At 69.3% G+C, this 22,830-nt stretch carries 21 protein-coding genes and 2 tRNA genes; 15 read left to right on the top strand and 8 right to left on the bottom strand.

The features are described from left to right. Positions 1 to 43 precede the first annotated feature (43 nt). Positions 44 to 595: an acetolactate synthase small subunit gene (gene ilvN, locus ABF401_RS03735; RefSeq protein WP_353508197.1), complete on the top strand. Its 552-nt coding sequence runs from the start codon at positions 44 to 46 to the stop codon at positions 593 to 595. Positions 596 to 722: 127 nt separating this feature from the next. Next, a complete protein-coding gene (ilvC, locus tag ABF401_RS03730; protein WP_353508196.1) occupies positions 723 to 1,748 on the top strand; it encodes a ketol-acid reductoisomerase in 1,026 nt (341 codons plus the stop codon). A gap of 80 nt (positions 1,749 to 1,828) precedes the next feature. Here the strand turns inward: ilvC and ABF401_RS03725 are convergent, their stop codons facing one another. After that, positions 1,829 to 2,545 (bottom strand): alpha/beta fold hydrolase, encoded by a 717-nt coding sequence (locus tag ABF401_RS03725; protein ID WP_353508195.1) that lies wholly within the window; start codon positions 2,543 to 2,545, stop codon positions 1,829 to 1,831. A 73-nt stretch (positions 2,546 to 2,618) separates the two neighbouring features. Here ABF401_RS03725 and ABF401_RS03720 point away from each other — a divergent pair, with 73 nt between their 5' ends. Further along, positions 2,619 to 3,308: a helix-turn-helix transcriptional regulator gene (locus tag ABF401_RS03720; protein ID WP_353508193.1), complete on the top strand. Its 690-nt coding sequence runs from the start codon at positions 2,619 to 2,621 to the stop codon at positions 3,306 to 3,308. 294 nt (positions 3,309 to 3,602) lie between these two features. Further along, the gene (gene serA, locus ABF401_RS03715; RefSeq protein ID WP_353508192.1) at positions 3,603 to 5,186 is read left to right on the top strand and encodes a phosphoglycerate dehydrogenase; all 1,584 of its coding nucleotides are present in this window, start codon (positions 3,603 to 3,605) and stop codon (positions 5,184 to 5,186) included. Positions 5,187 to 5,405: 219 nt separating this feature from the next. Here the strand turns inward: serA and ABF401_RS03710 are convergent, their stop codons facing one another. Continuing rightward, positions 5,406 to 6,659: an AI-2E family transporter gene (locus tag ABF401_RS03710; protein WP_353508191.1), complete on the bottom strand. Its 1,254-nt coding sequence runs from the start codon at positions 6,657 to 6,659 to the stop codon at positions 5,406 to 5,408. 291 nt (positions 6,660 to 6,950) lie between these two features. Here ABF401_RS03710 and ABF401_RS03705 point away from each other — a divergent pair, with 291 nt between their 5' ends. The 6 genes from ABF401_RS03705 to cimA all read left to right on the top strand — a co-directional run bounded on the left by ABF401_RS03705 (position 6,951) and on the right by cimA (position 12,917). Then, positions 6,951 to 7,040, top strand: a complete 90-nt coding sequence (locus ABF401_RS03705) for a 3-isopropylmalate dehydrogenase (protein ID WP_353508189.1) — start codon at positions 6,951 to 6,953, stop codon at positions 7,038 to 7,040. Between the two features lie 109 nt (positions 7,041 to 7,149). Beyond that, on the top strand, positions 7,150 to 8,223 hold the full coding sequence (locus ABF401_RS03700) for a 3-isopropylmalate dehydrogenase (RefSeq protein WP_353508188.1): 1,074 nt from the start codon (positions 7,150 to 7,152) through the stop codon (positions 8,221 to 8,223). Positions 8,224 to 8,342: 119 nt separating this feature from the next. Then, complete coding sequence (locus ABF401_RS03695) at positions 8,343 to 9,437, top strand: branched-chain amino acid aminotransferase (RefSeq protein ID WP_353508187.1); 1,095 nt, start codon at positions 8,343 to 8,345, stop codon at positions 9,435 to 9,437. Beyond that, a complete protein-coding gene (locus ABF401_RS03690; protein ID WP_353508186.1) occupies positions 9,416 to 10,252 on the top strand; it encodes an HAD family hydrolase in 837 nt (278 codons plus the stop codon). The genes ABF401_RS03695 and ABF401_RS03690 overlap by 22 nt, the downstream gene beginning before the upstream one ends. Before the next feature lie 13 nt (positions 10,253 to 10,265). After that, positions 10,266 to 11,018 (top strand): gamma-glutamyl-gamma-aminobutyrate hydrolase family protein, encoded by a 753-nt coding sequence (locus ABF401_RS03685; protein WP_353508185.1) that lies wholly within the window; start codon positions 10,266 to 10,268, stop codon positions 11,016 to 11,018. 315 nt (positions 11,019 to 11,333) lie between these two features. Next, positions 11,334 to 12,917 (top strand): citramalate synthase, encoded by a 1,584-nt coding sequence (gene cimA, locus ABF401_RS03680; protein ID WP_353508184.1) that lies wholly within the window; start codon positions 11,334 to 11,336, stop codon positions 12,915 to 12,917. A 68-nt stretch (positions 12,918 to 12,985) separates the two neighbouring features. On the opposite strand, the gene ABF401_RS03675 is transcribed toward cimA, so the two are convergent. The 4 genes from ABF401_RS03675 to ABF401_RS03660 all read right to left on the bottom strand — a co-directional run bounded on the left by ABF401_RS03675 (position 12,986) and on the right by ABF401_RS03660 (position 17,388). Beyond that, positions 12,986 to 14,641 carry a sigma-70 family RNA polymerase sigma factor gene (locus ABF401_RS03675; RefSeq protein ID WP_353508183.1) on the bottom strand — a complete coding sequence of 552 codons (1,656 nt, stop codon included), beginning with the start codon at positions 14,639 to 14,641 and terminating at the stop codon, positions 12,986 to 12,988. Positions 14,642 to 14,749: 108 nt separating this feature from the next. Next, positions 14,750 to 15,898 carry a TolB family protein gene (locus tag ABF401_RS03670; RefSeq protein ID WP_353508182.1) on the bottom strand — a complete coding sequence of 383 codons (1,149 nt, stop codon included), beginning with the start codon at positions 15,896 to 15,898 and terminating at the stop codon, positions 14,750 to 14,752. Continuing rightward, on the bottom strand, positions 15,895 to 16,428 hold the full coding sequence (locus ABF401_RS03665; RefSeq protein WP_353508181.1) for a sigma-70 family RNA polymerase sigma factor: 534 nt from the start codon (positions 16,426 to 16,428) through the stop codon (positions 15,895 to 15,897). The genes ABF401_RS03670 and ABF401_RS03665 overlap by 4 nt, the downstream gene beginning before the upstream one ends. 75 nt (positions 16,429 to 16,503) lie before the next feature. Then, positions 16,504 to 17,388: a 3-methyladenine DNA glycosylase gene (locus tag ABF401_RS03660; protein ID WP_353508180.1), complete on the bottom strand. Its 885-nt coding sequence runs from the start codon at positions 17,386 to 17,388 to the stop codon at positions 16,504 to 16,506. Between the two features lie 203 nt (positions 17,389 to 17,591). Between ABF401_RS03660 and ABF401_RS03655 the strand changes: the two genes are divergently transcribed. The 5 genes from ABF401_RS03655 to ABF401_RS03635 all read left to right on the top strand — a co-directional run bounded on the left by ABF401_RS03655 (position 17,592) and on the right by ABF401_RS03635 (position 21,051). Then, positions 17,592 to 18,374: a fumarylacetoacetate hydrolase family protein gene (locus ABF401_RS03655; protein WP_353508179.1), complete on the top strand. Its 783-nt coding sequence runs from the start codon at positions 17,592 to 17,594 to the stop codon at positions 18,372 to 18,374. Between the two features lie 22 nt (positions 18,375 to 18,396). After that, positions 18,397 to 20,022: a glutamate--tRNA ligase gene (gene gltX / locus ABF401_RS03650; protein ID WP_353508178.1), complete on the top strand. Its 1,626-nt coding sequence runs from the start codon at positions 18,397 to 18,399 to the stop codon at positions 20,020 to 20,022. Positions 20,023 to 20,029: 7 nt separating this feature from the next. Then, positions 20,030 to 20,680 (top strand): GNAT family N-acetyltransferase, encoded by a 651-nt coding sequence (locus ABF401_RS03645; protein ID WP_353508177.1) that lies wholly within the window; start codon positions 20,030 to 20,032, stop codon positions 20,678 to 20,680. A 125-nt stretch (positions 20,681 to 20,805) separates the two neighbouring features. After that, positions 20,806 to 20,877, top strand: a tRNA-Gln gene (locus ABF401_RS03640). 98 nt (positions 20,878 to 20,975) lie between these two features. Further along, positions 20,976 to 21,051: transfer RNA gene (locus ABF401_RS03635), tRNA-Glu, on the top strand. Positions 21,052 to 21,098: 47 nt separating this feature from the next. Here ABF401_RS03635 and ABF401_RS03630 read toward each other — a convergent pair. Continuing rightward, a complete protein-coding gene (locus ABF401_RS03630; protein WP_353508176.1) occupies positions 21,099 to 21,725 on the bottom strand; it encodes a MerR family transcriptional regulator in 627 nt (208 codons plus the stop codon). 58 nt (positions 21,726 to 21,783) lie between these two features. After that, on the bottom strand, positions 21,784 to 22,791 hold the full coding sequence (gene fgd, locus ABF401_RS03625; RefSeq protein WP_353508175.1) for a glucose-6-phosphate dehydrogenase (coenzyme-F420): 1,008 nt from the start codon (positions 22,789 to 22,791) through the stop codon (positions 21,784 to 21,786). Between the last annotated feature and the right edge of the window lie 39 nt (positions 22,792 to 22,830).

Genomic DNA, 22,830 nt, shown 5'->3' with positions numbered 1-22,830 from the left:
GCACATAATCGCACAATGCCGCGCAACTAAAGGACATGATCCCGTGACCACCACGTCCCCCAGCACCACCCATTACCCGGCCGCCACCGTGAAAGAGACGATCGAGTCCCATACGCTCGCCGTCATCGTCGATAACGAGCCGGGCGTACTTGCGCGCGTCATCGGCCTGTTCTCCGGGCGCGGCTACAACATCGAGAGCCTCACCGTCTCGGAGACCGAGCACGAGAAGCACCTCTCGCGCATCACCATCGCGACGCGCGGCACCCCGATGGTGATCGAGCAGATCAAGAACCAGCTCGACCGCATGGTGCCGGTCCACCGCGTGGTCGACATGACCATCGCCGGCCCGGCGATCGAGCGCGAGCTCGCCATGGTCAAGGTGCGGGGCAAGGGCGACAACCGGGTTGAGGCGCTGCGGCTCTCGGATGCATTCCGGGCGCGGGTCATCGACGCCACCACGGAAAGCTTCGTGTTCGAGATCACCGGCGGTTCAGAGAAGGTTGACCAGTTTATCAGCCTGATGCTGCCACTCGGCCTCGTCGAGGTGTCGCGCACCGGCATCGTGGCGATCGCCCGCGGGCCGGAGGCGATGTAAGGAGCGCGGGCGAGACGCCCGGGCTCCGGGGCTTGTCGCCGCTCTCGTTTGAAATTAGAAGCAGCCGCCAGAGCGGCGATCAGCGAAACTCCCAAGCAATAACCAAATAGGCAAGAGGTAAACAACCATGCGCGTATATTACGACCGCGACGCCGACCTGAACCTGATCAAGGGCAAGAAGGTCGCCATCGTCGGCTATGGCAGCCAGGGCCACGCCCACGCGCTCAACCTGCGCGACTCGGGCGTCGACGTCCGGGTCGGCCTCGCCGAGGGCAGCAAGAGCATTGCCAAGGCCGAGGCCGAGGGCCTGACGGTCAGGAGCGTCGCCGACGCGGTCAAGGAGGCCGACCTCGTCGTCATCCTGACGCCCGACCAGGTCCAGCGGACCGTGTACGCCAACGACATCAAGCCACACCTCAAGGACGGCGCGGCGCTCCTCTTCGGTCACGGCTTCAACATCCGCTTCGGCTACATCAAGCCCGAGGCGGACGCCGATGTCCTCATGGTCGCCCCGAAGGGCCCCGGCCACATCGTCCGTCGCGAGTTCGCCGACGGCCGGGGCGTGCCGGTTCTCCTCGCGGTCGAGCAGGACGCGACCGGAACCGCCTGGGAGCTTGCGAAGTCGTACGCCAAGGCGATCGGTGGTCTTCGCGCGGGCGGCATCAAGACCACCTTCACCGAGGAGACCGAGACGGATCTCTTCGGCGAGCAGGCGGTCCTGTGCGGCGGTGCGAGCCAGCTCGTCATGTACGGCTTCGAGACGCTCGTCGAGGCCGGTTACCAGCCCGAGGTCGCCTACTTCGAGTGCCTCCACGAGCTCAAGCTCATCGTCGACCTCATGATCGAGGGCGGCATCGCCAAGCAGCGCTGGTCGGTCTCCGACACCGCGGAGTACGGCGACTACGTCTCAGGACCGCGTGTCATCGACCCGCACGTCAAGGAGAACATGAAGGCGGTGCTCGCCGACGTCCAGAACGGCTCCTTCGCCAAGCGGTTCATCGACGACCAGGACGCCGGCGCCCCGGAGTTCAAGGCACTGCGCGAGAAGGGCGCCCAGCACCCGATCGAGGCCACCGGCCGCGAGCTGCGCAAGCTCATGGCGTGGGTGAAGCAGACCGACGAGGACTACACCGAGGGTTCAGCGGCTCGCTGACCCGGCCGCGCTGGCCCTCGCGGTCGATGTGGTCGGTCGAGCCATGGCCCGATCGACCACATCGCCCCGGCGGAGCGACCTCAGCGGGCTGCAGCGCCAATGGCGTCCGCGAGGTCGTCGGGGCGGCTCCACATCGGCCAGTGCCCCGTGGGCAGGTCCACCAGCTCGAGGTCCGTCAGGCGGGCGACCTCTGCGAACATCGGATGTCTCTGCTGCGCCAGACCCATCATCACCTCAGACGGCAGTGACGTCGCGATGATGGTGCTCGGAACCCCGAGGCGGGCGTCGTCCCGCAGCCGGAGGCGTTCTCGCGCCACGGCTGCCGGCACCGGGACGGCGCGCTCGCGGAAGATCGCGAGATCCTGCTCGCTCAGTCCCTCGAGGCTTGCGCCGCCCGCCGTCAGGTCCGTCCATGGCGGCAGGCTGATCGACTCGACGTCCTCGGTGAGCCCCTCGTCGAAGACTGAATCGTCGGCAGCCGGCCCGCTGTCGACGTAGATGACCCGGCGGACGGCTCGTGGGTCGCGATCGAGCACCCCGGTGATGACCCGGCCGGCGCCGCTGTGCGCGACGACGACCGGCGGCTCGGGCTGTCGGGAGACGACCTGGGCGAGGGCGTCGACCTGGTCGGACAACGTCGCAGTGACCTCGCCCGACGATGCTCCGGGCAGGGTGACCGCCTCGACGTGGTGTCCACTCCTGGTCAGCCGGGCGGCGACGGCGTCCCACGCCCATCCGCCGAGCCAGTGCCCGGGGACGAGCACGATGGACGGACTGGTGTTCTCGTTCGCGTTCATACCCCGACGGTACGGCGGCCCTTGGTCAGCCCTATGTCACTATTTATGGCACTGATCGTGCCATGCTGAGGCCGTGAACCGGACCGACCGCCTCCATGCCATCGGGGAGGCCCTCCGGCGTGCCGGCCGCCGGGGACGAACAGCGGACAGCCTGGCCGCCGAGTTCGAGGTCAGCACGAGGACCATCAAGCGGGACCTCGCCTCGCTCACCGCCCAGGGCCTGCCGATGCGGGCGAGGACGGGTCCGGGCGGTGGCTACGTGCTCGACGAGCGCGGGTCCCTCCCGCCGGTCAACCTCACCGCCGCCCAGGTCGTCGCCCTGAGCGCCGCCGTCGCCGCGTCCTCCGGGGCGCCCTTCGGGGACGCCGCCCGGGCGGCCACCCGTAAAGTGCTCGACGTCGTCGACCCCGACACGAGGAGCAGGGCCCAGGCTCTGGCGAAGAGGGTCTGGGTGGACGTCGGCCCGGGGGCTCCCCGCCGGATCATGACCGCCCTCGAAGCGGCCCTCACCGGGCGGGTCACCGTCCACCTCACGTACGAGGACGCCGCCGGGCGCGTCACTCGTCGAGAGGTCGAGCCGATGATCTTCGCCCTGGCGGACAGCCGGTGGTACCTCGTCGGGTGGTGCCGGCTCAGGCGCGACATCCGGTGGTTCCGGCTCGAGCGGGTGCAGCGGGCGGTGGCGACCCGCACGGCCTGCCCCCAGCGGTCCGTCGCGACCATCGGCACACCGCCGCCGTCCGCCCGCACCGTCGAGACCTGACCGTCAGCCGCGTGTCTCGGGTGCCCGGAGGGTGCGGAGCGCATCATGGGGCACGTGGTCCGCTCCTGCCGGGGGAGGACCTGGGAGCCGCCCTGTTGGCCTGACGTGGTCCCGCCATTCGGGACGAGGGGTCCACGACGTGATACGCATCACGTGAGTACGGAATCTGTTCACATGCTGGTTGGACGTGATGACCCTGGCCGTCAGCTACGCCTAGAATTTGGGCGGCACACCGCGGTGCCGCCCATGGCCCGCGTCCTCTCCGGGCCGCGCACCCGCCCGAAAGGATCCCCTGTGACCAAGGCCGTCGTCCTCATCGCCGAAGAGCTTTCACCCGCCACGATCGAGGCACTCGGACCCGACTTCGAGGTCCGCACCTGCGACGGAGCCAACCGCGACGAGCTCCTCCCGGCGCTCGCTGACGTGGACGCGGTGCTCATCCGCTCGGCGACGAAGATGGACGCAGAGGCGATTGCGGCGGCCAGGCGTCTCAAGGTCATCGCGCGCGCCGGCGTCGGGCTGGACAACGTGGACGTGCAGGCGGCGACCCAGGCCGGTGTCATGGTCGTCAACGCGCCGACGTCCAACATCACCTCGGCCGCGGAGCTGGCCATCGCCCTGCTCCTCGCAACGGCCCGCAACATCGCCCCGGCCAACCAGGCGCTCAAGGGTGGCGCCTGGAAACGGAGCAAGTACTCAGGCGTCGAGCTGCTCGACAAGGTGGTCGGGGTCATCGGGCTCGGCCGCATCGGCGCGCTCGTCGCCGAGCGCCTCAAGGGCTTTGGCATGAGGGTGCTCGCCTACGACCCCTATGCCTCACCGGCCAAGGCGGGCCTCGTCGGGGCCCAGCTCGTCGGGCTCGATGAGCTGCTCGCGCAGTCCGACTTCATCACCATCCACCTCCCGAAGACGCCGGAGACGGTCGGCCTCATCGGCGAGGCCGCCCTCTCGAAGGTCAAGCCCACGGTACGCATCATCAACGCAGCCCGCGGTGGCATCCTCGACGAGGCTGCCCTGGCCCGCGCCATCGCCGAGGGCCGCGTGGCCGGCGCCGGCCTCGACGTCTTCGCGACCGAGCCGACCACGGAGTCCCCGCTCTTCGACCACGAGTCCGTCGTCGTGACCCCTCACCTCGGTGCCTCCACCGAGGAGGCCCAGGAGAAGGCTGGCGTGTCCGTCGCGAGGTCGGTCCGTCTCGCGCTCTCGGGCGAGCTGGTACCGGACGCGGTCAACGTGTCCTCGGGCTACATCGCCGAGGAGGTCCGCCCCGGCATCCCGCTCGTCGAGAAGCTCGGCCGGATCTTCACCGCCGTCGCCGGCGCCGTGCCGGCCCAGCTCGACGTCGACGTGCGCGGGGAGATCACCGAGCACGACGTGAGCGTGTGGAAGCTCGTCGCGCTCAAGGGCCTGTTCACCGACGTCGTCGAGGACCCGGTGACCTACGTCAACGCACCCATCCTCGCCGAGCAGCGCGACTGTCAGGTGCGACTGCTCACCGAGCCGGACGCGGGCGACTTCCGCAACATCACGACCCTGCGCGGCACTCTTGCCGACGGCACGATCGTCAGCGTCTCTGGCACGCTCACCGGTCCGAAGATGGTCGAGAAGATCGTCGGCGTCAACGGCTACGACCTCGAGGTGCCGCTGTCCGACCACATGCTCGTCTTCGAGTACTCCGACCGGCCCGGGATCATCGGCGCCGTCGGCAAGCTCCTCGGCGATGCCGACGTCAATATCGGGGGCATGCAGGTCTCCCGTCAGGCAGACCAGGCGATCGGCGTGCTCAACGTCGACAGCGCGGTCTCGCCACAGCTCGCCAGCGAGATCGCTGCCACCGTCGACGCCAAGACCTTCACCGTCATCGACCTCCAAGGCTGACGAGCACATTCCGTATGCCGCTGGGCTTTGTTCGCGCCTCTCGGCCCGTGCCAGCCCGGCCCCCTCTGCATCGAGTGGGCAGTTCACGCCGGGACTTGAGGGAACAAATGACGGGACAAGGTGGTGCGGTTCGTGCGTGGCTACGTGGCTTGACCGGGAGTGCTCCCGTCATTGCTCCCGGGCACGACGGCGGGGACTGCACACTCGACTGGGGCTCTGTCAGCTTCGCGAGGTGTCCGGCCTGAGGTCCGAGTCGGCTTGGGCGGACTGATCGGCGGCAGCGGCGGATTCGTCCGCTGCAGCCGGACCGTCGGGCGTCACCTCGAGGCCGGCGAGCTCGGGAACGAGTTCGTGCCGTTTGCTGAACGTGTCGAGCACGGACAGGGCGACGGCGGCCACGGGGATCCCGATGAGGGCTCCGATGGGCCCGAACAGGGCTGCGCCGGCGATGACCGAGCCGAGGGCCACGGCCGGATGGATGTCCATGGTGCGCCGGCTGATGCGTGGCGTGAGGACGTAGTTCTCCACCTGCTGGTAGACGGTCGCGAAGGCCACGATCCAGACCGCGTTGATCGGCTTGTCGACGAGGGCGAAGAGGGCGGGCAGGGCGACGCCGATGTAGGTGCCGATGGTCGGGATGAACTGGCCGACGATGCCGGCGAAGATGCCGAGCGGCAGCCAGAAGGGCACGTCGATGGCCCAGAAGAAGGCCGCGTGCGCGACGGACGAGATTGCCGCGAGCACCACCTTGGACACCACGTAGCCACCCGTCTTCGCGACAGAGATCGTCCAGACGGTGATGAAGACCCGCTGGTAGCGCTGCGGAAGCCAGGAACCGATGGTCTGACGCAGGCGCGGACTGTCCGCCGAGAAGTAGTAGGCGAAGACGAGGATGGTCAGCACGTCGAACAGGAAGGCGAGGAGGGAGCCGAACACGCCGAGGAGCCCGCCGCCGTACTTGCCGGCCAGCTCCCCGATCCGCTCCGGCGTGAGCCCGAGTGCCGACTCGATGCTCCCTTGGTCGAACTGGGTGTGGAAGGTCCGGTTGATCCAGTCGATCGCCGACGTGAGCACCGTGGGCAGCTGCGTGCTGAGCTGGGACACCTGCGCGACGAAGACGGAGCCGAACAGCTCGAGGAGCCCCGCGACGACGACGAGCATCCCGCCCAGGGTCAGGCCGGTGGCGGCACCACGCCGCAGTCCTCGCTCGCTCAGCCACAGCACCACCGGCTCCATGGCGATCGAGAGCAGCCAGGCGAGCAGGAGCAGGAACAGGAAGCCGCTCATGGCGGCGAAGGCCCAGGTCGCCACCCACAGCAGCACCATGGCCGTCAGGATGATGACGACGATGCGCCGGGCATTGCTCGGTGGGATGGCGATCCAGCGGGGGTGGTCCTCGAGATGGCCCGCGAGGTTGCCGCGCGAGCCAGAACCATCCGGCCCGGTCGAGACGTCGTGCCGGTGATCGGTCACTCCCCGAGCGTAGGACGCAGAGGGCTGTCCTGTGACACGCGACACGGACCGCAGATTCTGTGTGCCAGATCGTGGCCCTGCCGTCTCATTTTCTGGAAACCCCCTTTACCGCTTGGTGACCCGGCGTAGCGTGAATGTCATGACGCGGCAGCTCGTACTCCTCATTGCCAGCCGCGGCGAGTTTCAGTAGTCAGCACCTCGTCGCGGAGATCCCGCGTTCCCTCCAGGCTGACGGCTCGCCCACCCGGGCTCGAGCACCTGAAACCAACCACCGTGACATGCAATGAAGGAATGAGTGCCATGAGCGAAGATGCACAGGCCGCCCGTCGCGCGCTGCAGGAGTCCATGGACCTGCGCGACCAGGGCCACACCGACGACTGAGCCGATCCTCCAGGTCAAGGCCCTCTCCCGTTCGTGGGGCGAGGGCCTTCGCCATGTCAGGACCTGAGACATGGATTCCACATCACAAGACGATCCCTACGCTTGAACCATGGTGGAGCAGCGCCCTCGAGGCCAGAAGCAGGACTACTCGATCGCCGTCGTCGGCGGTGACGGAATCGGTCCGGAGGTCGTCGCGGAGGGCCTCAAGATCCTCGACGCGGTCACGGCGCCCGGTGGCGCGAAGTTCTCCACGACCGACTACGACCTGGGTGCCCGGCGCTGGCACGCGACCGGCGAGCTGCTGCCCGACTCGGTGCTCGAGGAGCTGCGCGGTCACGACGCGATCCTCCTCGGCGCCATCGGCGACCCGACCGTCCCGAGCGGCGTCCTGGAGCGGGGGGTGCTGCTGCCCATCCGGTTCGCCCTCGACCACTACGTCAACCTGCGCCCGGCGAAGCTCTTCCCCGGCGTCGCGAGTCCGCTCGACGTGGCCCGCGTCGCCCCAGACGGCATCGACTTCGTCGTCGTGCGTGAGGGCACGGAGGGGCCGTACGTCGGCAACGGCGGCGCCCTCCGGGTCGGCACCCCTCACGAGATCGCCACCGAGGTCAGCGTCAACACCCGCTTCGGCGTCGAGCGCGTCGTTCGCGACGCCTTCGCCCGCGCCCAGGCTCGACCGCGCAGGCACCTGACCCTCGTGCACAAGCACAACGTGCTGACCCATGCCGGGCACCTCTGGCGTCGCACGGTCGAGGAGGTCGCCGCCGAGTTCCCCGGTGTCGAGACCGCCTACCAGCACGTCGACGCGGCGACGATCTTCATGGCGACCGACCCCGGCCGTTTCGACGTCATCGTCACCGACAACCTCTTCGGCGACATCATCACCGACATCGCGGCCGCCATCTCGGGCGGCATCGGACTCGCCGCATCGGGCAACATCAACCCGGCACGGACGACCCCGAGCATGTTCGAGCCGGTCCACGGCTCGGCCCCCGACATCGCCGGGAAGGGCAAGGCCGACCCGACCGCGGCAATCCTGTCCGTCGCCCTGCTCCTCGCCCACCTCGGGCGGGCCGACGACGCGAGCCTCGTCGAGGCTGCGGTCGCAGCCGACCTCGCCGAGCGAGGCGGTGCCGTCCGCTCGACCTCCCAGGTCGGTGACGCCATCGCATCCCGACTCTGACGAACGAGCCGAGTGGCTGGGACGTCTCGGTTCTCCGGGTCAGGTCCGCTTTCGCCGTCTCACCATGTGGGCGATAGCCTGCAATGGATCACCGCAGACTGCCGTACGGAGGTTCACCCATGACCCAGCTGTCCTTCGAGGTCACCCGTCGCGAGGACGCCACCCCGTCCGAGCGAATCGCGCAGGTGCTGGAGAACCCCGGCTTCGGCAAGGCCTTCACGGACCACATGGTCGTCATCGACTGGTCCGCCGACGGGGGGTGGACAGGAGCGCGGGTCCAGCCCTACGGACCGTTCCAGCTCGACCCGGCTGCCGCGGTGCTCCACTACGGTCAGGAGATCTTCGAGGGGATGAAGGCCTACCGGCACGCCGACGACTCGATCTGGACGTTCCGTCCCGAGGCCAACGCGGCCCGGTTCGCGCGGTCGGCGCGGCGTCTCGCGCTTCCCGAACTTCCCGAGGCCGACTTCATCGAGTCGCTGCGGCAGCTCGTCAGCATTGACCAGGACTGGGTGCCCGGGGCCGAGGGGGAGAAGAGCCTCTATCTGCGCCCGTTCATGTTCGCCTCCGAGGCGTTCCTCGGCGTCCGCCCCGCCCAGCGGGTGACCTACTCCGTCATTGCGTCCCCGGCCGGCTCGTACTTCGCCAGCGGCGTCAAGCCGGTCACCCTCTGGATCTCCACGGCCTACGCTCGAGCCGGAGCCGGCGGCACCGGCGCCGCGAAGTGTGGCGGCAACTACGCCTCGTCCCTCGCCGGGCAGCTCGAGGGTGCGGAGCATGGCTGTGACCAGGCGGTCTTCCTCGACTCCTCGACTCACACCTACATCGAGGAGCTCGGCGGGATGAACCTCTTCTTCGTCACCGCGGACGGCAAGATCGTCACGCCGGAGCTGACCGGCACGATTCTCGAGGGCGTCACACGCATGTCGATCCTCGAGCTGGCCAAGGAGCTCGACCTCGAGCCCGAGGAGCGGCGCATCCCCATCGACGAGTGGAAGGAGGGTGCGGCAGCCGGGGACATCAAGGAGATCTTCGCCTGCGGCACCGCAGCCGTCATCACGCCGGTCGGCGAGCTGCGCTGGGACGGGGGGTCGGTCGACCACCGCCGTGACGGTCACGAGGACACGGTGGCGACGGCCATTCGAGCACGCCTGCTCGACATCCAGTACGGCCGCGTCGAGGACTCACACGGGTGGATGACGCGCCTCGTCTGATCGCGACCGACCTCGACGGCACACTGCTCCGGTCCGACGGAACCCTCTCGCCTCGGACCGGTGCCGTCCTTGCCGCCACCGAGGAGGCCGGTATCGAGGTCGTCTTCGTCACCGCCAGGCCGCCGCGTTGGCTCGACGAGCTCGCGGCGGCGGTGGGCGGGCACGGCGTCGCCATCTGCGGGAACGGCGCGTTCGTCTATGACGTCGCCGCTCGACGGGTCATGAGCAGCAATGGGTTCGAGCACGCCGTGCTGCAGGCCATCGTCGCCGACCTGCGGCGCGCCGTGCCCGACGTGACGTTCGCGGCCGAGCGGGGGAGCGGCCTGTGGTTCGAGGCCCTGTTCCCCCACGACCCGGGTCATGACGTCCCGCACGATGCCATCCAGGCGCCGATCGACCGCCTCGACGACGAGGCGGTCGGCAAGCTGCTCGCGAAGTCCGCGACCCTCCAGGACGAGGACTTCCTCCGTAAGGCGAGCGACGTGGTTGGTGACCGCGCCCAGGTCACCTACTCCGGTGCTGGTGGGCTGGCCGAGATCAACGCCGCGGGCGTCACGAAGGCGGTTGCCCTCGAGCAGTGGTCGGCCGGCCGCGGGATCGGCGGCGACGACGTGTGGGCCTTCGGGGACATGCCCAACGACGTGCCGATGATCCGATGGGCTGGAGTCGGCTGGGCGGTGGCGAACGCGCACGAGGAGGTTCGCGCGGTGGCCGACCGGATCTGCCCCTCCAACGACGATGACGGCGTCGCCCTGACGCTGGAGCGGCTGCTCGGGCAGCTGGACCCCACCGCATCCCTCGACCTGCAGAGCTGACGAGGAGGACGCCGTGCAGGAGACGCCCATCATCGGGATCACCTCGTATCTCGAGCCGGCCAGCCGGGGTCACTGGCGCGACGTGCCCTCGGCTCTCGTCCCGCACGCGTACGTCCGCCAGGTCGAGGAGGCCGGGGCGATCGCCGTCGTGCTCCCCCCGCGCCTCGACTCGGCCGACGACGACCACCGGTTGGTGCGGATCCTGATGGCTCGGCTCGATGGCGTCATCATCGCGGGGGGAGCGGACGTTGCACCGGAGCTCTACGAGGCCGAACGGCACCCCTCCGTCAAAACCCTGCGGCCCGACCGGGACACGACCGAGGTGGCCATCGCCCAGGTGACCGCACAGGTCGACCTCCCGGTGCTCGGCATCTGCCGGGGAATGCAGGTCATGGCTGTTGCCGCCGGGGGGACGCTCGAGCAGCACCTGCCCGAGCGGGTCGGCCACGACGACCACTCGCCGGCCCCGGCGACCTATGGCAGCCACCCGGTGAACACCGTGCCCGGGACGCGGATCGCCGAGCTGCTGGGTGCGCGGGTGGACGACGTCCCCAGTCACCACCACCAGTCGGTCGCGACACATCCCGGTTACGTCTCGGCCGCCTGGGCCCCCGACGGGACGCTGGAGGCGATGGAGCATCCATCGTCTCCCTTCCGGCTCGCGGTCCAGTGGCACCCCGAGCAGGGCACGGACCCTCGCCTCTTCGAGGCGCTCGTCACCGCAGCGAGGTCGTATGCCGCTGGGCTCGGTCGCGCCCGTCGGTGACCTGGGGCGCCGGGTTGGCCCTGCATCGTGGGGCAGGTCCACGATGCGGACGGGCAGTTTCGGGCTTCGGACGGTGCTGCCACGATGAGCCCATGACGCACCTCCTCGGGCCCGCCACAAGCACGCTCATTATCAGCTAGCGCGACGAGAGACCCTCGTCGCGCAGACCTCCCTACCCGGGGGGTCTTTTTGTTTCCCCGACCACCCGTCGAGGAGAGCCGCGAAGCACACCGAGCCCAGCGGCATACGGCTGAATGAGACCGGGGAGCGGAACGTCACGTCGGCCCATTCCCAAGCACGAGGACAATCACGGTCATGGAAGCGCTGCACGTCTACGACACCACCCTGCGCGACGGAGCCCAGCAGGAAGGCCTCAACCTGTCGGTGTCGGACAAGCTGGCCATCGCCGGGCTGCTCGACGACCTCGGGGTCGACTTCATCGAGGGCGGCTGGCCCGGGGCGAACCCGAAGGACACCGAGTTCTTCGATCGGGCCCGGACCGAGCTCCACCTGCGTCACGCGACGCTGGTGGCCTTCGGCGCAACGCGACGGGCGGGGTCCTCGGCCGCTGGGGACCCGCTTGTCGCAGCACTGCTCGAGGCGCGCACGTCCGTCGTGTGCCTCGTCGCGAAGTCTCACGTGCGTCACGTCGAGGAGGCGCTTCGGACCACCCTCGAGGAGAACCTCGAGATGGTGCGCGACACGGTGAGTCACCTGGTCGCCGCGGGCAAGCGGGTGTTCCTCGACGCGGAGCACTTCTTCGACGGCTGGCACCTCGACCGCGAGTACGCCCTCGCAGTGGTCAGGGTGGCGCACCAGGCGGGAGCGGAGGTCGTCGTGCTCTGTGACACCAACGGCGGCATGCTGCCGCACGTCGTCGAGGAGGTCGTGGCGGACGTCATCGCCGAGACCGGCGCCCGGGTCGGCGCACACTGCCACAACGACACGGGGTGCGCCGTCGCCAACTCGATCGCGGCCGTGCGGGCCGGGGCGACCCACGTCCAGGGAACGGTGAACGGCTATGGCGAGCGCACCGGCAACGCCGACCTCGTGACCGTGGCCGCCAACCTCCAGTTCAAGCTCGGCCGCGACGTCATGGCACCCGACTCGTTCCGCAGGGCGATGCACGTGGCGCATGCCATCAGCGAGGTCACCAACGTGCCGGCCTACAGTCGCCAGCCCTACGTCGGTGCCAGCGCCTTCGCCCACAAGGCCGGCCTTCACGCGAGCGCTCTCAAGGTCGACCCGAATCTCTACCAGCACATGGACCCCGAGCTCCTCGGCAACGGCATGCGCACCCTCGTGTCGGACATGGCCGGGCGCGCCAGCATCGAGCTCAAGGCGAAGGAGGCAGGGCTGGACCTGTCGGGCCGCCCGGACATCGTCGTCGACGTCCTGGCGCGGGTGAAGGATCTCGAGCAGCGCGGCTGGACCTTCGATGCTGCAGACGCCACGGTCGAGCTCATGGTCCGAGAGGCGCTGGAGCCGGGGTGCGCGAGCTACTTCTCCGTGGAGTCGTGGCGCGTCATGACCGACTCCACGGCGACCGGCGACGCCGTCTCCGAAGCGACGGTCAAGCTCCATGCCGACGGCGCGCGGCACCTCGCGACCGGCGAGGGCAACGGCCCGGTCAACGCTCTGGACCACGCGCTCCGGGAAGCTCTCGCGAAGGCCTACCCCGAAATCGAGAAGCTCGAGCTGATCGACTACAAGGTCCGCATTCTGGACGCCTCGCACGGGACCGACGCCGTGACCCGCGTGCTCATCGAGACGTCGGACGGCGAGACGTCCTGGGACACGATCGGCGTGGCCGGGTCCATCCTCGCCGCCTCCTGGCGGGCCCTAACCGACGGGCTGGCGTACGGGTTGATCCGGCAAGGAGTTGCTCCGCGACCCTGACGGTCAGGCGGCGATGCGGTGGATCTCCCTGCCCAGCTCGACGAGGATGCGATCCACTCGCTTGGGGATCAGGGGACGACGAGCAGGGTGTCCTGGTCGCGCCAGCCGGCCGGTCTGCCATTCGATGAGACGTGACGGGTTGTGCCGGTCGCGACATCGACGACCCAGGTGCCGTAGCCGTCGTCATAGGCGATCGACCGCCCGTCCGGCGAGGGCACCAGGATGCCGATCCCGTTCTGGGCGGTCACCAGCGTTCGTCTCGACCCAAAGCCGTCGACGATGCCGATCGCCGACCCCTGCCATGACCCGGGAACGGGCGCGATGTAGGCGACCGACGCGGTGCCCGGGATGGCCTTGGGGCCCTTGGCGTTGCGGAGGAACAGCGTTCCCTTGGCCGACCCAGCGGCGGTCAGCGGCACGGACCAGATGTCCCAGCCGACCCGTTCGTCGCCGCCCCGGGGCAGGTCGTACAGGACCGAGCCGCCGTCGGGGGAGAAGCTCGTCTGCAGAGACCACCACCAGGCGTGGTCCAGCGGGATGTTGGTGATCTGGCGGGTCCGTCCGCTGGCCACGTCGATGAGGTAGAGCTCACCGACGGCGAAGCCGGACCCATCAGTCGACCCGACGATGATCTTGGTGCCGTCCGGGGACCAGGAGATGACGTCGGTCAGCTGGGCGTCCGGGACGGTCAGGCGATGCACCGCGAGATCCTCGAGGCTCCCGACGACGATCCAGGGGTTTCCGTCGCAACCCATGAGGCTCACGTCGCACTTGACGGCGGCGACTTGTGTCCCGTCCGGGGAGACGCCGTAGGCAGGGATCAGCGGGTACTCCGGCACCAGCTGGCCGGGCAGCGGTGACATCGAGAGCGTTCGCAGGTCAAGGAGGAACGGCCACGTGACCGGCTGAGGGGCCGCCTGTGTTGTCGGACGCGGCGATGGCACCGAGTCGACCGGCATCGCATGGTTCGGTGGTCCCAGGGCCGCCCAGCCGACAAGGGCTGCGACAGCGAGGACCGCCGCTGCCGCGAACCGCCGGTTCGCCCTTCGCTGGCGCTCACCCGCAGAGAGCTCTTGCTCGAGCCGGATCCAGGCGGCTCGACGGTCGATGTCCATGGTCTCGACCGCCGCCGTGAGGGCGGCCGTGAGCCGCTCCCCGACGTCATCGACGTCCAGGCTTTCAGCCGCACCATGCGCCAGGGCAGCGAGTCCCCTGGCGCCGTGCTGCCTGACCGAGCCCGTCCCGATCCCCAGCTGCTGTGCGACCTCGACCGGGTCCATCCCCAGGTAGTAGCGGAGCACGAGCACCTCCCGCTGCCGGGCCGGCACGCCGCGAAGGGCCGCGACGAGCCCGGTGCGCCCGGACCCTGATGACGAGAAATCCCTGACGCCGGCCCGGTCGCCCGAGTCCGGCGCCACGGGACGATGCCGGACGACTCGCCTCCGCCGCTGGCTCCGCGACCCGTGCAGAACGCTGGAGTGCAGGAACCCGTGTGCCTCGTTGGGGTTGCCGAGCGATGCCCAGTGTCGGTGGAGCGACACGAACGCAGCCATGACGACATCCTCGGCGGTCTCCGTGTCGCCGAGGTCACCGACGTCGCCGAGAAGGAACCGTGCCGTGGCGACGAGCTCAACGTAGTAGAGCTCGAAGAGGGCAGCGACGAACCCTTGGGCCTCGTCGGAACCCCACTCACGCCGCCGTACGCGGCCGACTCCACTGCGCATATCCCCAGAGACGTTCCTGCCCCTGCTCGGGATGACGCTGGGGCGTCTCCTCATCCTGCGCGGCGGGCCCAACGTGGGGCAAGGACGTTGTCGATACGGCCTCGACCATCAGGGCAGGATGAGCAGGGTGTGATCGTCCAGCCAACCCGCTGGCGTGCCTGCGGCCACCCGCTCGGTCCGCCGGGCGCCGAGGTCGACGACCCAAGCCGAACCGTCGTCCTCGTACGCCAGCCGGGTGCCGTCGGGCGAAACCTGGATCACCCCGATGGCCGTTACCGCTGCGACGATCGTGCGGTAGGCCCCCGTTCCCCTCGCCACCACGATGGCTGAGCCGTCCCCACGATGAAGAGGTGCCCGCTGAGCTCGCCGCGGTGGCGCGTGCGCCGGTATGGGGCTCAGGAACGCGATGTCACTTGTCCCGGGGATGCCGCGCGGCGACTTGGCGTTGCGGATGAGTACCCTGGCCGGTCCGCCCGTTACAGGGACAGTCCACACGTCCCAGGACGCGCTCTGGCCACGGCCCCGTGGCAGGTCGTACAGGACGGAGCGACCGTCGCCGCTGAAGCTGGACTGGAGTGAGTACCACCAAGCGAAGTCGAGCGGGATGTCGGAGATCTTCGTGGTGCGGCCGGTGGCGAGGTCATGGACGTACGACTCCGGCACGGCTGCCGCGGACCCGTCGGTGGCGGAGATGAGCAACTGCCGGCCATCTGGGGACCACTCCACGCCCACGCTGACCAGTCCGCTGGGCAGGCTGATGTGCCTGACGCCGGGGTCGTCCACCCTCCCGACCAGAACCATGGACTGTCCGCACTCCGAACTGGGCTGCAGGCAGTGCGACAGTGCGACCTGCCCGGTGGTCGGATCCAGGGCGTAGACGGTCCGGAGTCCTGAGGCTCGCGGTACGAAGCGCCATGGAAGCGGAGTCTGCGCTCCCGTGTCGAGGTCGAGCAGGTAGGGCCACGTGGAGTCAATTGGCATGGGTGCTGCGGAGCGGGCAACGGACAACTGTGCGCCGGATAACCGCGGTGAGGCCGTCCCGGCGCCGCCCGTTCCAGAGAGCGCGGCCCACCCGACCACCATGGCGAGGACGGCAGCGGCCGCGGTGAGCACACCGCGCAGCCACCTCATCCGGGGGGCACCGGCGACATATCGCTCGAAGTGCCGCGCCGCTCGGACGGAATCGATGCGCACAGCGTCTGCCTCCTCGTGCAGTGACTGATGGAGGAGCCGGCCCATCTGGTCCGCCGGGATCATCGCTGGACCTCGAGGTTCCGCGCCAGCGAGGCGAGCCCCCCTGAAGTGAGCTGCCTGACGGACCCGATGCCGATGCCGAGCTGCTCGGCGACCTGGCGCTCGGACAGATCCAGACAGAAGCTCAGGATGAGGACCTGCTGTTGTCGAGCCGGTAATGCCCTGAGCGAGCGCATGACCGCGGCGCGCGTGGAACCTTGATGCGTGGGGTTGGCGGGACCGTCGGTATCGCGGTGCGACGGGGTCACGTGTGTGAGCCGCGCCCCCTTGCGGCGCAAGTGGCGCCGTGCACCGTTCAGAACGCGGGCCATCAGGTAGCGGTCGGCGTCCTCCGGCCGCCGGAGGGAGGACCACCTACGGTCCAGCGACATGAAGGCGTCCATGACGACGTCCTCGGCCGTCTCTCGGTCGTCCACGAGCAGTCGTGCCGTGCGGACGAGGCGCCCATAGTGCGCGTCGAACAGCACCCTCAGGGCGCTCGCCCTTGGGTCTCGGTCGGGCGACGCGGGTAGGCGTGCCGTCAGGGCGACCATCCGCATTCAGTAGAGACGTCGCAAGGACGACCGGGAATACATCGGTCAGGAGGCAGGGCGAGAAGGGCTCATCGATCACGGAGTGCGCGCAGGCGAGGCCACCAGCAGCTCATCGATCGCCTCGATGAGGCGGGCGCGGAGGGCCTGGCTTCGCTCGCTGAACCGCCGCTGCTCCTCGACGTACTCCGACTTGCCCTCCGGAGTCTCGATGCGCACCGGCTGGTATCCCAGCTCGCGCAGGTCATAGGGCGACGCGCGCATGTCGAGCTCCCGGATCTCGCGAGCGAGCTCGAACGAGTCCAGGACCAGGTCACTGCCCACAACGGGGCACAGCTTCATGGCCCATTTGTAGAGGTCCATCCCGGCGTGCAGGCATCCCGGTTGTTCATGTGCCGCTTGGCTGGCTCTCGTCGGACGCAGCACGTTGCGCGGGGCGGCGTCGGGCGTGAAGAACCGGTAGGCGTCGAAGTGCGAGCACGAGATCTGGTGCGCCTCGACGACGGCGTCCGTCTCGCGCTGGCCGAGCCGCAGCGGCCACGCCGAGTGGCGCACCTCAGCCTGCGGCAGCCGGTAGACCATGGCCCACTCGTGGAGCCCGAAGCAGCCGAACCGACCCGGGCGTGCCGCCGTCCGGCCCACGAGGTCGTGGACGAACCGCACGGTGTCGCCCCGCGCCTCGAGGAATGCGTCGACGTCGACCGAGACGACGTCACCCTGCCGCCGGTAGAACCGCCAGGCGACGTGCGGGATCGCGGCGGGCGAAGCCAGCCCCACCTCGGCGCCCGGGTGCCAGCGTCGCAGTCTGCCCGGCGTCCAGCCGTAGTACGTGAAGAGAAAGTCCTCGACCGGATGCGGGGTCCCTGCGACGCGGCGGGCCCGGTGGCCGGCGGTGACGGCGTCGACGCGCGCCTCATGGGCCGCCATCCGAGCACGCCAATCAGCCTCGGCCAGGATCCTCACTGCAGCAGGGTAGGAGATGGCGGGGCCGGACCCTCCACGAATCCGGCCCCTCGAGACAAGGTTTACCCCACGGGGGAAGGACAATCCCGGAAACCGCCCAGATTCGCTCGGGCGACCCGGCCGCGCAGGCGCCGCGGGCGTGAGCGGGAGCCGCCTCAGCGGCATTCGGCTGGACGTTCCTTGGGGATCGTTAGGCTGGCCGCGTGCGCATCGCGAGGTACACGACCGGGGACGACCCGGCATACGGCATCGTCCAGGGCGACCCCGGCGAGGAGGTCATCACACCCCTCAAGGGCGATCCGCTCTACGTCGGGCTGCAGCCGTCGGGTGCCGGACCGGTCATGCTCGAGGATGTCCGCCTCCTCGCTCCCGTCATCCCGCGCTCGAAGGTCGTGGCGGTGGGCAGGAACTATGCCGACCACGTGAAGGAGATGGGCGGCACAGCTCCGCCGGAGCAGCCGATGCTCTTCTTCAAGCCCAACACCGCGGTCGTGGGGCCGTTCGACCCCGTCGTCCTGCCGAGCGGAAGCTCCGAGGTCTCCTACGAGGGCGAACTGGCGGTCGTCATCAAGACGATCACGAAGGGCGTCACTGCCGAGCGCGCGGCCGAGTGCATCTACGGCTACACCATCGCGAACGACGTCACGGCGCGCGACTGGCAGCGCTCGGACGGGCAGTGGGCACGGGCCAAGGGCTTCGACACCAGCTGCCCGCTCGGACCGTGGATCGAGACCGAGCTGGACCCGGGCGACCTCCGGATCACGACGACCCTGGACGGAACGGTCAAGCAGGACGGCACGACCGCCGACATGGTGCACGGGGTCGCGAGCATCATCGAGTACGCCTCGGCCGCCTTCACCCTCCTGCCCGGCGACGTCATCCTCACCGGGACGCCGGCCGGCGTCGGCCTCGTCGAGCCGGGTCAGCAGGTCACCGTCGACATCGACGGCATCGGCTCCCTGACCAACACCTTTGTGCGCCGCTGAGCCACACTAGGCTGGCCGCACCATGAGCGACACAGACACCGATGGCCGTATGCCGCTGGGCTCGGTTCCCGGCGCCACTTCCCTCGACGACCAGGTCGAGTTCCAGCCAGCCCCCGCGCCCCGACAGAGCACGTCCGACGGGAGCGGTCCCGTGCGGACGAGGGTGGCACCGTCCCCGACGGGGGATCCTCACGTCGGCACGGCGTACATGTCCCTCTTCAACCTGGCCTTCACCCGGCAGCAGGGCGGCCAGTTCGTCCTCCGTGTCGAGGACACCGACCGCGCCCGCTTCCGAGAGGACAGCGAGGCGCAGCTCTACGACACGCTGGCGTGGCTCGGCCTGCACTGGGACGAGGGTCCGGACATCGGCGGCCCGTTCGCGCCCTATCGCCAGTCGGAGCGGCTCGACACCTATCGGCCCTATGTCGACAGGCTCCTCGAGGCCGGGCACGCCTACTACTGCTGGTGCTCGAAGGAGCGCCTCGACCAGATGCGCGACCGGCAGCAGAAGACGAAGCAGCCGACCGGCTACGACCGCCTCTGTCAGGGCAAGACGCGCGAGGAGCGGGCGCAGCTGCCCGGCTTCTCCGAGACTCCGGTCGTGCGGATGCTCATCCCCGACGACGTGCCGCTCGCCTTCGACGACGTCATCCGCGGCACGGTGTCGGCTCCCATGCCGGACGACCAGGTCATCCTCAAGGCCGATGGCTTCCCGACCTACCACCTCGCCGTCGTCGTCGACGACCACGAGATGGGTATCACACACGTCGTCCGCGGTGAGGAGTGGATCAGCTCGACGCCGAAGCACATCCTGCTCTACCGGTGGCTCGGGCTCGAGCCGCCGACGTTCGCGCACATGCCGCTGCTGCGCAACACCGACAAGTCGAAGATCTCCAAGCGAAAGAACCCGGCCGCGCGGCTCACCTGGTTCCGCGAGCAGGGTTACCTCCCCGAGGCCCTGGTGAACTTCCTTGCCCTGCTAGCCTATCCGCCGCAGCAGGACGCGGACGGGAACGACGTCGAGGTCTTCACCTTCGAGGAGTTCAGCCGCACCTTCGACTGGGCCAAGGTCAACCCCATTGGCCCGATCTTCGACCTGAAGAAGCTCGAGTGGCTCAACGGTGTCTACATCCGCCAGCTGGACGTGGGGGAGTTCGCGACCCGTCTGCTGCCCTACCTCCACGAGGCCGGGATCATCGGCGGCAATCCGTCGCTCGGGGAGCTCGGTCGGCTCAAGCTCGTCGCGGCGCAGATCCAGGAGCGCGTCTCCCTGCTGACAGAAGCTCCGGCTCTCGTCCTGCCGTTCTTCGTGGCTGACGACCAGCTCGAGATCCAGGACGACGCGCGTGCACAGCTGAAGGGGGACTCCGCCGGCGTGCTCGACGCCGCGATCCGGGTCCTCGCGGACATCGACGACCACGGCGGGGGCGTGCTCGGCACGGGTGGCGGGTGGGCGGCCCCGACCATCGAAGCATCGCTGCGCGACGCGATCGTCGACGGCTTGGGGATCAAGCCGCGTTTCGCCTTCGGGCCACTGCGCACGGCAGTGTCCGGTGCTCGGGTCTCGCCCCCGCTCTTCGAGTCGATGGAGATCCTCGGCAAGACCTCGACCCTCAGTCGCCTCCGCGCGCTGCGCGACTCGCTCTGAGCCGGCGATGGAGCTCGGGGAGGTCTGGGCCCCGCGTGGGATCAGGCTGACGACGCCCGACCTGGAGCTGCGGCCCGCCACCGAGGAGGACCTGCCTGCGCTCGTCGACATCCTGCCCGACGACCTCGAGCTGGATCCGTCCGCGACGCGATACGCCGGTCTCGACGAGCTGGCGAACCGTCGCGCGATCCTCGTGCAGGGTTACTGGCGGGCCATGGGCGGGTGGTCCCCCGGCGAGTGGGTGCTGCCGTTCGTCGTGCGGCGTGAGGGCGTGCCCGTCGGCATGCAGGCCCTCGAGGGGCCGGACTACGCCAGGGACCGGACCGTCGACTCCTGGTCCTGGCTGCGTGCCTCCGCCCGCGGTCTCGGCCTGGGCAAGCAGATGCGCACTGCCGTCCTGGAGCTGGCCTTCCGACACCTCGGTGCCGCAGCCGCGGTCAGCTCGGCCGTGGTGGAGAACACGTCGTCGCTGGGGGTGTCCCGCTCGCTCGGCTACCGCGACACCCACACGTCGGTTCTCGACCACAGCGGCGAGACGCTCCAGCACCTCAGGCTGGAGCGATCGGCCTGGCTGGCGTCCGGACTCGGTCGGGCGATCGAGGTGTCCGGTGCCAGGGCGGCCCTGCCCTTCTTCGGGCTGCGGGATGAGCGTGCCTGAGCGCGCGCCGGAACCGGACTCAGCGGCATACCGTCGATTTGGGGCGGCGGCGGTCGACCGGTAGTATTCCCACTCGGTTCACCTCGCAGAAGGCCCCTCGGGCGCGCTCGGGAGTGATACCCCCTTGGGGTATGGTGTAATTGGCAACACAGCTGATTCTGGTTCAGCCATTCTAGGTTCGAGTCCTGGTACCCCAGCTCTGGTTCAGCGGCCCTTCGGGCCGAGGAACCGATTCGGAGAAATCGCATCGTCACGGTAAGGTTCTCCGAGTGCCGATTCGCTCGGCACAGCGCGTGGCCCCGTTGTGTAGCGGCCTAGCACGCCGCCCTCTCAAGGCGGTAGCGCGGGTTCGAATCCCGTCGGGGCTACCACGTGACAAGGCCCGGATCCTCGGATCCGGGCCTTGTGCCTTGTCCGGTCACCGCTCGCCGAACTTGCGCGCGCTGACGTGCTCCTGGGCGAGCCGGCGCAGTCCGATGACGACGGGGTCGCTGAGGACGTTGCCGAGGATGACGTACCGCAGTGCCTCCGAGGCAGACTCCCTGCCGAGCTCGTCGCGCACGTCCCGGTCTGCCATGAGCAGGGCAGCTCCCGCGTACACCGCGAACGTCTCCTCGGAGATCTCGAGTCCATCCCGGCGCGCCCGGTCGAGGGCAGCACCGAGCTGCGCTCGCGCGACCGAGTCCTCGGCGATCCGCCACCCGAGCCGGTCGATGAGCTGGTCCGAGAGCCGGCGATCGTGCGCATCCATGACGGCGCCGTCCGGACTCGAGCGGCGCAGCACGGCGTGGGCCGTGCCCAGCAGGTCGTGCCGGGACCGCGGTGGGTCGGACAGGGCACGGACGACCTCGCGTACGCGCCCGATCGACAGGCCCGCCACGTCGATGAGGGTGCGGACGAGGCGGACTCGCTCGACATGTGACTCGCCGTAGTCCGCCCGGGTTGCGCTCAGTGGCGTGCCCGTCGGAAGGAGGCCCTCGCGCAGGTAGTACTTCAGCGTGGCCACCGAAACTCCGGTGACCTGCGACAGCTCCGAGATCCGCACGGTGCCTCCTCGGTTGGATAGTACCGCTAACCAACCGCGATGGGCTCGGTGCCGCGACTCAGCCGAGCTCGCGCAGGCCGGGGAGGACGTCGGTGACGAACTGGTCGAGGAAGCGGTTCTGGTCGTGGCCAGGGGCGTGTACGACGAGGTGGTTGAATCCCCAGTCGACGTACTGCTTGACCTGGGCCACGGCGTCCTCGGGGTCGTGGGTGACGATCCAGCGCTTTGCGATGTGCTCGTCGGGCAGCTCGTCGGCGAGCCGCTCCATCTCGACGGGGTCATCGACCCCGTGCTTCTGCTCTGCGGTCAGCGACAGCGGTGCCCAGAACCGGCAGTTGGCCAGCGCCGCCTCGGCGTCGCGGTCGTAGCTCAGCTTGATCTCGATCAGCTTGTCGATGTCATCCCGGGTGCGGCCGGACGTGGCCAACCCCTCGTCGACGGCAGGGAGCAGCTTGTCCTCGTAGAGCTCGCGACCCTTGCCGGACGTGCAGATGAACCCGTCGCCGGACCGACCGGCGTAGCGGGCGACCAAGGGTCCGCCGGCGGCGATGTAGATCGGCACCGGCTGCTCGGGACGGTCGTACACCGTGGCGTCGCGGGTCGTGTAGTAGTCGCCCTCGAAGCTGACCCGCTCCTCCGTCCAGAGCCGGCGGATCAGCCGGACCGCTTCGCGGAGCCGGGCGAACCGCTCCTTGAACTCCGGCCAGGGTGAGCCTGCGGCGCCCACGGCCACCTCGTTGAGCGCCTCACCCGTACCGATGCCGAGCACGATGCGACCCGGATTGAGGACCCCGAGGGTCCCGAACGCCTGGGCCACGACCGCCGGGTTGTACCGGAACGTCGGAGTCATGACGGAGGTGCCGAGCATGACGCGCTCGGTCCGTTCGCCGGCGGCCGCGAGCCAGGACATCGCAAAGGGGGCATGGCCGTCGTTGTGGCGCCACGGTTGGAAGTGGTCAGAGATGAAGACCGAGTCGAGGCCGTCCTGCTCCGCCCGCACCGTGAAGTCGACGAGCTCGCGGGGCCCGAACTGCTCTGCTGAAGCCTTCCATCCAACCTTGAGCATTGGACCTCCTCGTCGTGGCACCCACCCGACCATCTGGGG

The organism is Intrasporangium sp., assembly GCF_040414665.1.
In the GTDB taxonomy this organism is placed as follows: Bacteria; Actinomycetota; Actinomycetes; order Actinomycetales; family Dermatophilaceae; genus Intrasporangium.
The sequence above is the reverse complement of the archived record's forward strand: the minus strand, read 5'-3'. Positions and strand labels throughout refer to the sequence as shown.